Source organism: Actinomyces sp. ph3 (genome assembly GCF_000308055.1).
Lineage (GTDB): Bacteria > Actinomycetota > Actinomycetes > Actinomycetales > Actinomycetaceae > Pauljensenia.
In genome coordinates this window covers 150,691-163,737 of the sequence record NZ_CAGY01000007.1, presented here as the reverse complement: position 1 = coordinate 163,737, position 13,047 = coordinate 150,691, and the positions used below count along the sequence as shown (strand labels likewise).

14 protein-coding genes are annotated in these 13,047 nt (G+C 54.7%); 13 read left to right on the top strand and 1 reads right to left on the bottom strand.

Features of this window, described 5'->3' with window-relative positions:
• Window positions 1-5 precede the first annotated feature (5 nt).
• Window positions 6-302: a ferredoxin family protein gene (locus HGAS_RS07455; protein ID WP_019127187.1), complete on the top strand. Its 297-nt coding sequence runs from the start codon at window positions 6-8 to the stop codon at window positions 300-302.
• Between the two features lie 41 nt (window positions 303-343).
• Here HGAS_RS07455 and HGAS_RS07450 read toward each other — a convergent pair whose 3' ends face one another.
• Entirely contained in the window at window positions 344-1,060 is a 717-nt protein-coding gene (locus tag HGAS_RS07450) for a LacI family DNA-binding transcriptional regulator (protein ID WP_019127186.1), read from the bottom strand.
• A gap of 168 nt (window positions 1,061-1,228) precedes the next feature.
• Between HGAS_RS07450 and HGAS_RS07445 the strand changes: the two genes are divergently transcribed.
• The 12 genes from HGAS_RS07445 to HGAS_RS07390 all read left to right on the top strand — a co-directional run bounded on the left by HGAS_RS07445 (window position 1,229) and on the right by HGAS_RS07390 (window position 13,043).
• A complete protein-coding gene (locus tag HGAS_RS07445) occupies window positions 1,229-1,873 on the top strand; it encodes a hypothetical protein (RefSeq protein ID WP_019127185.1) in 645 nt (214 codons plus the stop codon).
• Complete coding sequence (locus tag HGAS_RS07440; protein WP_019127184.1) at window positions 1,873-3,204, top strand: M16 family metallopeptidase; 1,332 nt, start codon at window positions 1,873-1,875, stop codon at window positions 3,202-3,204. The genes HGAS_RS07445 and HGAS_RS07440 overlap by 1 nt, the downstream gene beginning before the upstream one ends.
• Window positions 3,201-3,752 carry a GNAT family N-acetyltransferase gene (locus HGAS_RS07435; protein ID WP_019127183.1) on the top strand — a complete coding sequence of 184 codons (552 nt, stop codon included), beginning with the start codon at window positions 3,201-3,203 and terminating at the stop codon, window positions 3,750-3,752. The genes HGAS_RS07440 and HGAS_RS07435 overlap by 4 nt, the downstream gene beginning before the upstream one ends.
• A gap of 47 nt (window positions 3,753-3,799) precedes the next feature.
• Entirely contained in the window at window positions 3,800-5,491 is a 1,692-nt protein-coding gene (locus tag HGAS_RS07430; RefSeq protein ID WP_019127182.1) for a ribonuclease J, read from the top strand.
• 54 nt (window positions 5,492-5,545) lie between these two features.
• Entirely contained in the window at window positions 5,546-6,478 is a 933-nt protein-coding gene (locus tag HGAS_RS07425; protein WP_019127181.1) for a PfkB family carbohydrate kinase, read from the top strand.
• 72 nt (window positions 6,479-6,550) lie between these two features.
• Entirely contained in the window at window positions 6,551-9,229 is a 2,679-nt protein-coding gene (locus HGAS_RS07420; RefSeq protein WP_019127180.1) for a DNA translocase FtsK, read from the top strand.
• A gap of 18 nt (window positions 9,230-9,247) precedes the next feature.
• A complete protein-coding gene (gene pgsA / locus HGAS_RS07415) occupies window positions 9,248-9,892 on the top strand; it encodes a CDP-diacylglycerol--glycerol-3-phosphate 3-phosphatidyltransferase (protein ID WP_233993741.1) in 645 nt (214 codons plus the stop codon).
• 199 nt (window positions 9,893-10,091) lie between these two features.
• Window positions 10,092-10,415, top strand: a complete 324-nt coding sequence (locus HGAS_RS07410; protein WP_026066718.1) for a helix-turn-helix domain-containing protein — start codon at window positions 10,092-10,094, stop codon at window positions 10,413-10,415.
• The gene (locus HGAS_RS07405) at window positions 10,412-10,660 is read left to right on the top strand and encodes a DUF3046 domain-containing protein (protein WP_019127177.1); all 249 of its coding nucleotides are present in this window, start codon (window positions 10,412-10,414) and stop codon (window positions 10,658-10,660) included. Before HGAS_RS07410 ends, HGAS_RS07405 begins: the two co-directional genes overlap by 4 nt.
• A 201-nt stretch (window positions 10,661-10,861) precedes the next feature.
• On the top strand, window positions 10,862-11,953 hold the full coding sequence (recA, locus tag HGAS_RS07400) for a recombinase RecA (RefSeq protein WP_034234135.1): 1,092 nt from the start codon (window positions 10,862-10,864) through the stop codon (window positions 11,951-11,953).
• 3 nt (window positions 11,954-11,956) lie between these two features.
• Window positions 11,957-12,553: a regulatory protein RecX gene (locus tag HGAS_RS07395; RefSeq protein WP_019127175.1), complete on the top strand. Its 597-nt coding sequence runs from the start codon at window positions 11,957-11,959 to the stop codon at window positions 12,551-12,553.
• Window positions 12,543-13,043 carry a CinA family protein gene (locus HGAS_RS07390; protein ID WP_019127174.1) on the top strand — a complete coding sequence of 167 codons (501 nt, stop codon included), beginning with the start codon at window positions 12,543-12,545 and terminating at the stop codon, window positions 13,041-13,043. The genes HGAS_RS07395 and HGAS_RS07390 overlap by 11 nt, the downstream gene beginning before the upstream one ends.
• Window positions 13,044-13,047: the final 4 nt, after the last annotated feature.

The following is a 13,047-nucleotide window of genomic DNA, read 5'->3' as shown; positions in this document are numbered from 1 at the left end:
GAACAATGAGCACATTGAAAATTGAGAGTGTTCCCGCGCGTCTTTCGCGTAACACTTACAACCTTGACGAGGAAGAATCTCATATCGAGGTCGACCAGGAGCGGGCTCGTGCCACCGGCGCTGGCAAGCTCTTGGAGCGAATCTGCCCGGCACATGTCTACTCGGTAGAAGAGGACGGGACCGTTGGAGTGGAATATGCCGCATGCCTAGAATGCGGTACCTGCTTGGCCATTGCCCCTGAAGGTGTCCTGAAGTGGCACTATCCCAGGAGCGGTTTCGGGATCATGTTCCGAGAAGGCTAAGAGCATCTCCGTTTGAAATGGTGGGTTGAAAGCGTCTGCTTTCAACCCACCATTCTTGTTGCGTCCCTTGAATCCATAACTGCCGCAATGCAGTCAGCGATATTTCCTCGGGTCAGGCAATGCCCCTCTGCAGAATCAGTTCCTACGCGGAGCGGACGCCATTCAAGTGATGCAGTCTTCCCTTCTCCATGGGGTTTTCGGGTACCAAGAGCATTTAAGCGAACCTCGAATATGGGAAGAGCCCGAGTCGCTGAGATGCTTTGAGCTATCGGAAACAGTCGGTGCTTATCCGTATCCGCCTCCGCCACGTATGCTTCAGCGTTGATAGATGTACACGAGGAAAATTCAGTGCTGAGACATATGAGGAGCGAATGCAAGTGCCATCGTTTCGCGCGCATGACAAGCTCTGTGAAATCTTCCAAGCACAAGTCTTTGACGGGAGAATGAGCGGGGGAGAGGACCAATGCTTCCATACCGTATTGGCGGAGTTCCCGGGCAAAAGGAAGAAGAAAAGCGCAAGCGGCTTGTTCCACTTCTTTGCGTGCACCTAAAAGCCCGACACCAACGATATTTTGATAGCCCAAGCGGAGTGCTTGAGCAGAAGGGTCGATAGCATATCCCAATGCCGCAGCTGCCTCGTGAACTCGCTGGCTTAAGTTCTCGCTGACTCGTACCTTTCCTCTGAGGACGTGTGAAACGGTTCCAACAGATACTCCAGCTAAACGCGCGACGTCGGAAATCGTCGGTGTCGTGGCCATAAAAGCCTCCTCTCCTGTGGCCTTTACTGTGCCGCAACCGCACTTCTTTCCAGCCCAAGAAGCAGAATCTGTGGAAACACGCCGGTTATCGTGCATCCTGTGGATCAATCACACTGCGGGTGCAAAGTTCACATATTAAGCTGTGAATACTTCGAGCGAGGAGGAATAATGCTTCGACGTTTGACAGACGCAATTGTCTGCGCAGTACTTTTGGTTTCGGATATTCTGGCGTGGCTGATCGTCAGCACATTCTCAAGTCTTGATCGTTCGGAACCAGGTCGAATTGCCTCGGTCTCTCTCAGCGCCTTGATCATCGTTGCTGCTCCAGCACTTGCGACCTGTATGGTTGCTGCGATCGCGCGAATGGTGACCCGCACTTCGGCTCGCGTTTTCTATTCGTGGAGCCTTTTCGTCAGTGCTGTGGCTGGAGCGTTCAGCTATCTGACGGCTATGGTCTCCTCGTTCCAAGGAATGGAAGTTGGCCTGCGCTGGATGGCTTGTTTCTTCGCAGTTCAAGCGATCGTCAGCCTTATTCTCCTCATCGTTGGATTGACTGGTGGAATTCCTCGAACGGCTGAGGAATCACGCGCTCTGCATCAGGCGACGCACCCAAATGCTTCGTCTTCGACTCAGAAGAAGTCTTCTTCGGCAAGCTCCACTTCTTCTCACGAGGCCGCAACTTCTGCCTCAGCAAAGACTCCAGCCTCCGCTGGTATGGCTTCCTCCGCTGCAGGCAAGACTGCCACCACCGCTGAGGGCACAGAAGGACATCAGGCAAGCGCGTCCTCGGCAACGGAAAAAGAGACACATTAATGGCAACTGAGGGTTTCCGTCAGCTTTCACTGGAAACAACGCATGGGGTTGAAGAATGGGAGGACTCGGGGGCGCTTGTTCAACGAAGCGTTCTGCCTAATGGCCTTCGGATCATTACTCAAAAGGTGCCGGCAACACGTTCACTGGCACTGAGCTGGTGGGTTGGGGCTGGTTCGCGAGACGAGGATGAGGTGAGTGCCGGATCGACCCACTTCCTTGAACACCTCCTCTTCAAAGGAACCGCGCGCAGAAGTGCCTTTGACATCGCCGAAGCATTTGATGCGGTTGGCGGTGAGTCCAATGCGGAAACCGGAAAAGAACACACAAACTATTGGGCACGCGTACTGAGCGAAGACGCGCCAATGGCCGTTGAAGTATTGGGAGACATGATTTCTGCCTCCCTGATCGATCCAGAAGAGTTTGAGATCGAACGCGGGGTCATCCTCGATGAGCTCGCAATGTCAGAAGACAATCCTCTCGAGGTTGTCCACGAGGCTTTCCAATTGGCAGTGTTTGGCGATAACTCTTTGGGACGTCCGGTTGGCGGAAGCGCCCAAACGATTCGAGCCGTTGAACGCGACCACGTCTGGGACTACTATCGCCGGGTTTACGCGCCCTCCTCGCTGATTATTGTCGCAGCAGGGGACGTCAACCACGATGAACTTGTCGAGCAAGTGCAGCGTTCCTTGTATCCTACGTGGGCAAAAGAATTAGAGGAGAAGCGAGTTCCGCATCCGAGGCGTTCGACGCAGGGATCGTGGTCGTCAGCTGGTGAACCGGTGCGTTCAACGCGCCACCGTCATATTGAACAATCACATGTCATTGTTGGTGGCCCGTCGATGCGTGCCGGTGACGATCGGCGTCCCGTGATGTCGGTTTTGCTTTCTATTCTGGGCGGCTCAATGTCTTCGCGACTCTTCCAAGAGATTCGAGAGAAGCGTGGCTTGGCCTATACGACATATGCCTTTGATTCCCCCTATTCGGATACGGGAGCCTGGGGAATGTATGCCGGGACAGCACCGGAACGCGCTTCCGAGGTTGAAAAGCTCATGCAGGCGGAGCTTGAAAAACTTGCCGCAACTGGACCGCGCGAAGACGAGCTTGCTCGCGTTCGTGGGCAGCTGCGCGGCGGTATGGCACTGGGGTTGGAAGATACGCTTTCTCGCATGTCCCGCTTGGGGCGCGCTGAGCTGAGTGGTCGTTACTTTACTGTTGATGCCGCGCTTGCTCGAATTGAAGCGGTCCAAGCTGAAGACGTTCGCGGTCTTGCGCAGGAGCTTGCAGGACGATGCGTCTTCACTGCTGAAGTGGTTCCGGAGGATCGTGCGTGACTAAACGAAGCGTTCGTCCAGCAACTTCCAGTGATGCCGCAGCCATTGCTGCAATGGCCCAAGAATTTTTCACTGAAGTCTTCAATGCTTGTGCGCTGCCTGCCGCGCATCCGCTTCGTGCTCAGGTTCTGACGCAGACACGTCAGATGTGGGAAGAAACTCTTGCTGGAAACAGGCCAACGCAGGGGCAGACCTTGGTTGCTCTTGAAGAACAGACTCCCGTTGGTTTCATCGCATATTCGCATGCCCCCGCTCTGGAACTTGAGCAGCCTTCAGGACGCGTCATTCCAGAGGGACAAGAAATCAGCAGTCTCTACGTGCACCGTAGTTTTAGGCGTATCGGACATGCATCGCGTCTGCTGGCAGCTCTTGTGGATACCCTCCACCCGGAGTCAATGCGGTTGTGGGTTGCGCCAGAAGATACGCTGACTATTCGCTTCATCCAAGGATGCGGGTTTTCTCCCGCGGGGATGCGCCGTAGCTTTGTTTTCGACTCGGAAATCCCTGCGGCTCGGGATGAACACCTGTGGTGGGCCTTGCGTTCTTAAAGCGGTCACATCAGGCCTCTCAAGGCTAGACGTGGCACACTTATTGCATGATGCCTCTTTACGACAACCTGCCTGAACCTGCGCCTCTGAAGAAGGGGAATCTCAGGATTGTCCCGCTGGGTGGCCTGGGCGAGGTCGGCCGCAATATGAATGTTTTGGAATTTGGTGACAAACTCCTGGTTGTCGACTGCGGCGTTCTTTTCCCTGAAGAATCTCAGCCTGGAGTCGACCTGATTCTGCCCGATTTTTCCTGGATTGAAGACCGTCTTGACGACATTGTCGGCATGGTTTTGACTCATGGGCATGAAGACCACATCGGCGCGGTCCCGTATCTGCTTAAACTCCGCGAAGATATTCCGATTTATGGTTCCGACCTGACTTTAGCTTTTGTTGAGCCCAAGCTCCGTGAACACCGACTTTCTGCTGAAAACCTTCATGTCGTCGAAGAAGGAGACCGCCAAGCAATTGGTCCCTTCGATTGTGAGTTCGTTGCGGTTACCCACTCGATTCCAGACGCCCTCGCTGTTTTCGTTCGCACCCCCGCGGGTAAAGTCCTGATCACTGGCGACTTCAAGATGGACCAGCTGCCTCTCGACCACCGCTTGACAGACCTTCGCTCCTTCGCGCGTTTTGGTGAAGAAGGCGTGGACTTGTTCATGGTGGACTCAACGAATGCGGAAGTGCCCGGATTCGTTACTCCAGAACGCGAAATTGGCCCGGTCTTGGATCAAGTTTTTGCCGAGGCAACAGGTCAGATCATCGTCGCTTCTTTTGCTTCGCATGTTCACCGCGTCCAGCAGGTCATCAATGCGGCTGCACATCATGGCCGCAGTGTTGCCTTGGTTGGCCGTTCCATGGAACGGAATATGCGTATCGCTCAGGAAAAGGGTTACCTCACAATTCCTGAGGGGCTCATTGTCGATTCCAATGAGATTTCCCTGCTTCCTCCCAATCAGAGGGTATACATGGCAACTGGGTCTCAAGGAGAGCCAATGGCCGCCCTTTCTCGAATTTCGCAGGGATCGCATCGCTTTGTCAGCATTGAACCCGGCGATACGGTGATTTTCGCGTCTTCCTTGATTCCGGGTAATGAGAACTCGGTGTACCGCGTCATTAACGACCTCACACGTTTGGGCGCAAAGGTTGTTCACCAAGCGAATGCTAAGGTCCACGTTTCCGGCCACGCGGCCTCGGGAGAACTGATCTACTGCTACAATATCGTTCAGCCGAAGAACGTCATGCCGATCCACGGGGAGATTCGCCACTTGGTTGCCAATGGTCAATTGGCAGTACTGACCGGCGTCAAGCCGGAAGACGTTGTTCTTGCTGAAGATGGCGTGGTCGTTGATCTCGAAGACGGACATGCCAGAGTCGTCGGTGCGGTTCCCTGTGAGTACATCTACGTTGACGGTTCCTCTATCGGAGAGATCTCCGAAGATGAATTGGCCACTCGACGCACCCTCGGATCTGAAGGCTTTGTGAGCGTTTACGCGGTTGTTGAGGGCGAGTCGGGGATGGTTCTTGCACCACCGACAATTCGCGCAATTGGGATGGCTGAAGACTCCTCAGTTTTCGACGAGATTCTTCCCGACGTCACCGCAGCACTCGAAGAGGCCGCTTCCGGAGGAAATGTGGATGCACACGTCCTTCAGCAGGCGATGCGTCGCGTGATCGGTCGCTGGGTTGGTCGTCATTTGCGTCGACGCCCCATGATTGTTCCGGTTGTCGTCCTGCAGTAGCGGGCGGGACTTGAGTACGCCGATAGAGGCATGAGCGTAAGGTACGGTAGAAGCATGACCGGGCGTTTTATCTCGACCTATTCGATTGTCCTCTCTCTTCCCATGCGTATTTATCAGCTGCCAGAACGGGGAGGCTCCGTTCACGCAGCTGCAGCAACCTCGCTTCCAGCGGGTGGTTTCACTGCTTTGTCTGCTGTGTCAAAGCTTGGTGTCTATACCGCGACCGCTTCGCCTCTGGGGACCGGTCCCAATTCGTATATGGTTCGTCAGCTTCTTCATGAAGCAGGAGTGAAGGTTCTTCTTCCCGAACTCGTTGGCGATATCGGCGTTGCGATTCAGCTGGTCGAAGCGAATGGTTCGATGACCTCGATCGTGACGACGGGGGTGGAATCAGAACCTTCGCGTGAAGCCTTGGATGCCTTGGAGATCCACGAAGGGGATCTGGTCCATGTATCGGGCTCGGATCTTGCGAATCCAGCAAGTGCGGAAATCCTCACTGGATGGGCCGAGAATCTTCCCGAAGGTGTCACCCTAGTTGTTTCCGTTTCTCCTGCCGTCGCTCAGGTCCCGGTGTCCGTGTGGCCACGTTTGCTGGGGCGTGCGGACGTTGTCTCAATGAATATTCGCGAGGCCGCGACCCTGTCTGACATTCTTGCTTCCTATGAGCACGGAACTGGAGTTCGCGGAGTCATGCGTCCTGACGCGGTCTTCGTTCGCCGCCTGGGAGTCATGGGCTGTGAACTGCAGCTTCATGCCGACGAACCCAGAATTTCGATCCCCGCGTACGAATCCACGACGGTTGATACCGCCGGGGTGGGGGATACCCACATCGCCACTATGTGTGCGGCGCTTCTTCTGGGACACGACTTTGTTGAAGCAGCGCGAATGGCGAATGCAGCTGCTGCGATCACGATTTCTCACGAATCGGCTCTTCCCGTTCCAAGTTGGGAGCAGATCCGAGAAGTTATAAAGAACGGGCGTGTGTGACGCAGTCGGAAGGGACTTTCGCGGCGTGCCTAAGCCTTTTCATGGACATGCAGCGGTAGCGTTTTTCCTACCATGGCACGAAAATCCCCATCTTCAGCATCTTCGAAATCTTCTTCACGAGCCGGGAAGTCCACTGCGACCCCGGGGCTTCTCGCGCGCGTATTTTCCGGGATCGGACGCGGCATTCTTGCGATGATTCGAGCATGGCGCGCAACCGATGCTCAGGTGAAGCGCGATGCGCTGGCTTTCATTGTTATGGCGATTGCCGTTCTGGTTGCCCTGCGTGAGTGGTTTGGTATTTCGGGACAAGCGGGGGATTTCATTCACCTGTGCGCAGCGGGCTTCGTTGGGATTTTTTCCGTCGTTTTGCCCATTATTCTGGTCGCCTTCTCTGTTGAGTTAGTTCGCGTCCGCTCAGGAAATTCAGCTTTGCCTCACCGCGTCGCAGGTAGCCTTGGTGTTGTCCTTTCTTTGACCGGTCTTGTTCATGTCAGCAAAGGTAACCCCGCTTTTGACTCTGCCGCCTCGATCGAGAATGCGGGTGGAATCCTCGGTTGGTTTATTGCTCGCCCTCTGGTTCTTATGCTGTCGTCGTGGGGCGCGGCGGCACTCTTGATTCTTCTTCTCCTCTACTCGATCCTTTTGGGGACGCGTACGCAGGTTGCGCAGGTCCCGACCTTGGTCCGTGAATGTGTCGACCGTCTTGCTAAGCGGACGAGGCCAGAGGAAAGCGACCCAGCAGCGCGAGCGCGTGAAGAGGCACGTCGCTCCCTTGCTGCTGGCGATGATCCTTTCTTGGATTCCTATGACGGCGATGAACACTTCCGCCGCGCAGTGGAATCTGAGCCCCAAGAAGACGTTCCTACCCAGGTCGATACGCAGCGTACTCGGGTGATGCCGGCCTCGGCACCGCACGTCCCCGAGGCACAGCCCGCTTCCTCGGCGATGGATGCGCCAACGGAGGCAATGCAGGTCCCTGCTCTTTCGGTCAGCGAAATTATCGAGGATCAGGTCGACCCCGAACCTCCTGCGCATACTGAAGAGCCTGCAGGCGGATTCCAAGCGGAACTGGATGAGAACCTGTCCTACACGCTTCCTTCAAGCGAACTTCTTGTGCGCGGTGCGCCCCATAAGACTCGCTCGGCAGTTAATGATCAAGTCGTGCAGGCACTGCGTCAGGTGTTTGCAGAATTCAATGTCGATGCCCAAGTGACCGGATTCTCCCGCGGCCCAACAGTGACGCGTTACGAAGTAACCTTGGGACCAGGCGTGAAGGTTGACCGCCTGACAAACCTTTCGAAGAACATCGCCTACGCTGTGGCCTCGGCAGACGTGCGAATTCTTGCGCCGATTCCCGGAAAATCGGCAATCGGTATTGAGATTCCAAACTCTGACCGAGAAACTGTCGCGCTGGGAGATGTTCTTCGCTCTGGCGCAGCTCAGCGTAACCAGCATCCCTTGGTTGTCGGTGTTGGTAAGGATGTTGAAGGTGGCTACGTCGTTACCAACCTGGCGAAGACTCCGCACCTTCTGGTTGCTGGCCAGACTGGTTCCGGTAAATCGTCATTCGTGAATTCGATGATTACCTCGATCATGATGCGCGCGACACCCTCTCAGGTTCGCATGATCCTGGTCGATCCCAAGCGAGTCGAATTGACGATCTACGAAGGTATCCCGCACCTGATTTCCCCGATCATCACCGATCCAAAGAAGGCTGCTGAAGCGCTTGAGTGGGTCGTTAAGGAAATGGATGCGCGTTACGACGATCTTGCGACATACGGATTTAAGCATGTTGATGATTTCAACAAGGCTGTGTCTGCAGGCCAAGTGAAGGCTCTTCCGGGTCTTAATCGTGAATTGCGACCCTATCCCTACTTGCTGGTCGTTGTCGATGAGCTCGCGGACCTGATGATGGTTGCCCCGCGCGATGTTGAAGCTTCGGTTCAGCGTATTACCCAGCTTGCGCGCGCAGCTGGTATTCACCTCGTCCTCGCAACCCAGCGTCCTTCGGTTGATGTTGTCACCGGCTTGATCAAAGCGAATATTCCTTCGCGTTTGGCGTTCGCGACATCATCATTGGCCGACTCCCGAGTGATCTTGGATCAGCCCGGTGCTGAGAAGCTCATTGGTCAAGGTGACGCCTTGTACCTTCCTTCTGGCGCAAGTAAGCCGATGCGCGTCCAAGGCGCATGGGTTACTGAATCCGAAATTCATTCGATCGTTTCTCACGTCAAAGAACAGATGCAGGCACAGTACCGTCCTGATGTTCTTGCCCCCGCGAAGACTGCGAAGGTTGCCGAGGATATCGGTGACGATCTTGATGATCTCTTGGCAGCAGCTGAGCTGGTTATTTCAACTCAGTTGGGTTCGACCTCGATGCTGCAGCGAAAGCTTCGCGTTGGTTTTGCGCGGGCAGGTCGCCTGATGGACCTTCTGGAATCGCGTGAGATTGTTGGTCCTTCTGAGGGTTCGAAAGCGCGCCAGGTATTGGTGACTCCCGAACAGCTCCCCGAAATTTTGGCCATGCTTAGGGGAGAGAGTGCGCCTGAACCCGCAGCTGCACCTACTCAGCAACAGGAAGTTTCTTCGCCGAATTTTGCTGACCAGTCGTCTAAGGCTCCTTCAAACGGGTACGATGGAGATACCGCTTCCTCGGATCCTTACTCCGGACATGATTTTGGTGGTCGGACCGACTGGGTCGATGAAGAGCCTGAAGAGAATGAAGACGCTTGGCAGCTGACCGGGCGCTAAGAAGCAAAGGGGCAAGGCGTGGCTACTCACGTGTCGCGTGTTGAACGCTATACGAAGGTCTCTACGATCAATGTGCCCAATGCGCTGACGGTTTTTCGCCTGCTGCTAGTCCCCGTATTCATCTACTTGAAGTTTGTGGACACCTGGAGCGCGCAGTGGTGGGCTTTGCTGGTGTTTTGTGTTGCTGCTGCAACCGATCAGCTCGATGGAAAAATTGCGCGCGCCTACGGTTTGGTCACTGATTTCGGTCGTGTCGTCGATCCTATTGCAGATAAGGCTCTCACACTCAGCGCGTTCATTATTTTGAGTATTCAGGGAGTTCTTCCGTGGTGGTTCACGATCCTTGTGGCAATCCGCGAATTGGGAATCACTGTCATGCGTGCATTCTTCCTGCGGCGGGGGATCGTGGTTTCAGCCTCGCAGTCCGGAAAAATTAAGACCGTTCTTCAGGTCTTGGCTATTTTCCTTCTCTTGATCCCCTGGGATTATTTCTACTTCCTCAATCCCGCCAATCGCGGGTGGGCGTCAGTTGCCTTAATGTCGGCTTTGTGTGTTGCGGGTACTGCGCTTGCTGCGACTCTCTGGTCGGGCATTGCGTATGTGCGTGAGGGCCTCATTCTTGCCCGCGAGGTTCGTGATCCTGAGCCTCAAAACGAGGCGTAATTACAGTTGCGCCTTGAGCGCAAAGTTGAGCGACTTAGACGCAACTTTTAAATCCCTCGTGTATTGTGGGAATAGGCAGGGTCGTTCAGACGTTAGGAAGAACATGATAAAGAAGCAGAAGAACAATATCCCGAGTTCTGTGCGTCCACTGAATGAACTGGCCATGCAGAAGGCGTTGGCGGCAGGTTATCGTCAAGCTATGAATCGCCCCGCCCATGATCGTGCAGCCGCTCCCTTGCTGCGCACTGAAATTGGCGATGTTTTGCGTGAGATTCGCCGTAAGCAGGGGCGTACTTTGCGAGAAGTTTCTTCCGAGGCTCAGGTCTCCTTGGGTTATCTTTCCGAGGTTGAGCGTGGACAGAAGGAAGCGTCGTCTGAACTTCTTGACGCGATTAGTGAGGCCCTTGGAGTGCCGCTGTGGTACATCCTGCGCGAGGTTTCTGAGCGTATGGCTGTCTTGGATGGAACTGTCGTTCCGGACACTGTTCCTGAGAATCTGGTCCCGGTGACACTGATCTCGTGACTCTTTCTGAATTTTGGGATGCCGTCGATGACGTCTTTGGGGCCACCCTTGGGCGCTCATTGACGGCTGACCTGTATTTACCTTCGCTAAGGGGAACCTGCGCGGAGGCTCTTGATAGGGGAGTTTCGCCGGATATGGTCTGGTCTGAGTTACTTCGTGAAAGTGATGCAGACGAGGCTGTGCGCTGGGTTCATCGTCTTGATGCGAAAGAGCGTGAGAAGATTCGTCGTTTGAAGCGTTCCTAATGGCGTGTCGACATGCGTCGAACATTTGTTCCATTTATTCTGTGGAAGAAGTGAAGTGTGATCAGTTTTTCCACAGATACGGAAAAGTGGTCGCAAATGCCTGTGGTCGAGCATATCTTCACTGAGTAGTCCCCGGAGAGGGGATCTGCTGCATAGACCAGATGAACAGTGGCCGGAGAGGCTTCGACGAAAGGTATCACCATGGCAGTAGCTCGTAAGGGTTCCTCTTCCTCAGCGAATGGGGACCGAAATAAGGCTTTGGAGCTCGCGCTCTCACAGATCGATAAGCAGTTCGGTAAGGGCTCTGTCATGCGACTGGGAGATGATTCGCGTCCCCCGGTGCAGGTGATCCCCACTGGTTCTCTGGCTCTTGATGTCGCTCTTGGAATTGGCGGTCTGCCTCGTGGGCGCGTCATCGAAATCTACGGCCCTGAGTCCTCCGGTAAGACGACCGTTGCGCTTCACGCAGTTGCCAGCGCGCAAAAAGCAGGCGGAAACGCCGCATTTATCGACGCTGAACACGCACTTGACCCCGTCTATGCGCGCGCTCTGGGCGTTGATACGGATAACCTCCTGGTCTCCCAACCTGATACCGGTGAGCAGGCACTGGAAATTGCCGACATGCTGATTCGTTCGGGCGGCATTGACATCATCGTCATTGACTCCGTCGCTGCGCTTGTGCCTAAGGCTGAAATCGAAGGCGAGATGGGCGACTCTCATGTCGGCCTGCAGGCCCGACTGATGAGCCAGGCCCTGCGTAAAATTACCGGCGCTCTGTCGGCGACCGGAACAACCGCAATCTTCATTAACCAGCTTCGTGAAAAGATTGGTGTTTTCTTCGGTAATCCCGAAACTACAACCGGCGGTAAGGCTCTGAAGTTCTACGCCTCCGTCCGTATTGATGTTCGCCGAATTGAAACCCTGAAGGAAGCTGGAGCTCCCGTCGGTAACCGTACCCGCGCAAAGATCGTCAAGAACAAGATGGCTCCGCCTTTCAAGCAGGCTGAGTTCGATATCGTCTACGGTAAGGGCATCTCCCGCGAAGGCTCGATTATCGACATGGGTGTGGAAACTGGCATCATCCGTAAGTCTGGCTCTTGGTTTACCTATGGTGATGATCAGCTTGGGCAAGGCAAGGAAAATGTTCGCCAGTTCCTCTCGGATAATCCCGAATTGGCTAATGAAATTGAACAGAAGATCTTGGTCTCTTTGGGAATCGGCGTGCAAGATGGCGAACTGACAGAGCCGGCTACGTCAGATATCGATGACTCACTCGAGGATGCTGGCTTCTAGTTAATGGTCCGTTATTACGACCCAGAGACCACATCAGAAGAGGATGTTCGTCCGCGCACGCGCACTAAGAGCCCGGCGGAACGCCAGGCTCTTATGCGCCAGCGCAATGCTGCTCTAGAAGGGCAAGCTGCATTCGAGGCTGCGCGTGAAGTAGCACTTCGTCAGCTCGATGTTCGTGCCCGTTCACGAAGCGAATTAGAAACCGCAATAACCAGTCGCGGCTTCTCTTCTGAAGTGGCTGCCTCTGTTATCGAACGCCTCATTCAATTGGGGTTGGTAGATGATCTTGCCTTTGCGCGTGCCTTCTCTCGGGGACGTTTCGAGGCAGGCGGGAAAACAGGTTCTGCACTTCGCGTCGATCTTCATCGGAAAGGGATCTCCCCGGAGATCATCGATACCGTGCTCTCAGAAATCGGAGTCGATGAACAGTTTGAGCGTGCTTTAAACCTTGCTCAGAAGAAGATGCGATCGATGCCAAATTGCGATGATCAAGTTGCGCGTCGACGTATTTTCTCGATGCTTGGACGCAAGGGATATTCTCCGCAGGTTTGTATACGTGTGCTTGATGCAATCGTCGAAGGCAGGGATGATGAGTACTGAAGATGCTATCTGTCAGGAACTGATTACTGATTTAAGCAATGCAGGCCTCACTGTTGCTGTTGCAGAGTCCTTAACCGGTGGTCTTTTGTGCGCGGCCTTCGTTCACGTACCGGGTGCCTCAAACGCTGTGCGTGGGGGAGTCTGTACCTACGCGACAGATACGAAGCATTCGGTTTTGAAGGTGAGCGATCAACGCCTTGCGCAGACGGGTCCCGTTGATGATGAAGTTGCTCGACAAATGGCACAGGGAGTTCGCACACTTATGGGTGCGGATTTTGGTTTGTCAACGACTGGAGTCGCGGGTCCGGGCTCTGCTGATGGACATCCTGCTGGAACGGTCTATGTGGGTTGCGCGTGGGAAGGTGGCTCGCGTGTAGAGCGACTTGATCTGAGTGGAGACCGCGACCAGGTCCGGCAGGGTGCAGTGATCGGCGCACTTTTACTATTCAGGGAAGTGCTGAAAGCGACACCAAATATCCATACGCGCTAGAATT

Coding starts and splice junctions, on each gene's coding strand:
- HGAS_RS07455 (WP_019127187.1), top strand. CDS start 6: ATGAGCACATTGAAAATTGAGAGTGTTCCCGCGCGTCTTTCGCGTAAC.
- HGAS_RS07430 (WP_019127182.1), top strand. CDS start 3,800: ATGATGCCTCTTTACGACAACCTGCCTGAACCTGCGCCTCTGAAGAAG.
- HGAS_RS07440 (WP_019127184.1), top strand. CDS start 1,873: ATGGCAACTGAGGGTTTCCGTCAGCTTTCACTGGAAACAACGCATGGG.
- HGAS_RS07390 (WP_019127174.1), top strand. CDS start 12,543: ATGAGTACTGAAGATGCTATCTGTCAGGAACTGATTACTGATTTAAGC.
- HGAS_RS07410 (WP_026066718.1), top strand. CDS start 10,092: ATGAATCGCCCCGCCCATGATCGTGCAGCCGCTCCCTTGCTGCGCACT.
- HGAS_RS07445 (WP_019127185.1), top strand. CDS start 1,229: ATGCTTCGACGTTTGACAGACGCAATTGTCTGCGCAGTACTTTTGGTT.
- recA (WP_034234135.1), top strand. CDS start 10,862: ATGGCAGTAGCTCGTAAGGGTTCCTCTTCCTCAGCGAATGGGGACCGA.
- HGAS_RS07425 (WP_019127181.1), top strand. CDS start 5,546: ATGACCGGGCGTTTTATCTCGACCTATTCGATTGTCCTCTCTCTTCCC.
- HGAS_RS07420 (WP_019127180.1), top strand. CDS start 6,551: ATGGCACGAAAATCCCCATCTTCAGCATCTTCGAAATCTTCTTCACGA.
- HGAS_RS07395 (WP_019127175.1), top strand. CDS start 11,957: ATGGTCCGTTATTACGACCCAGAGACCACATCAGAAGAGGATGTTCGT.
- HGAS_RS07450 (WP_019127186.1), bottom strand. CDS start 1,060: ATGGCCACGACACCGACGATTTCCGACGTCGCGCGTTTAGCTGGAGTA.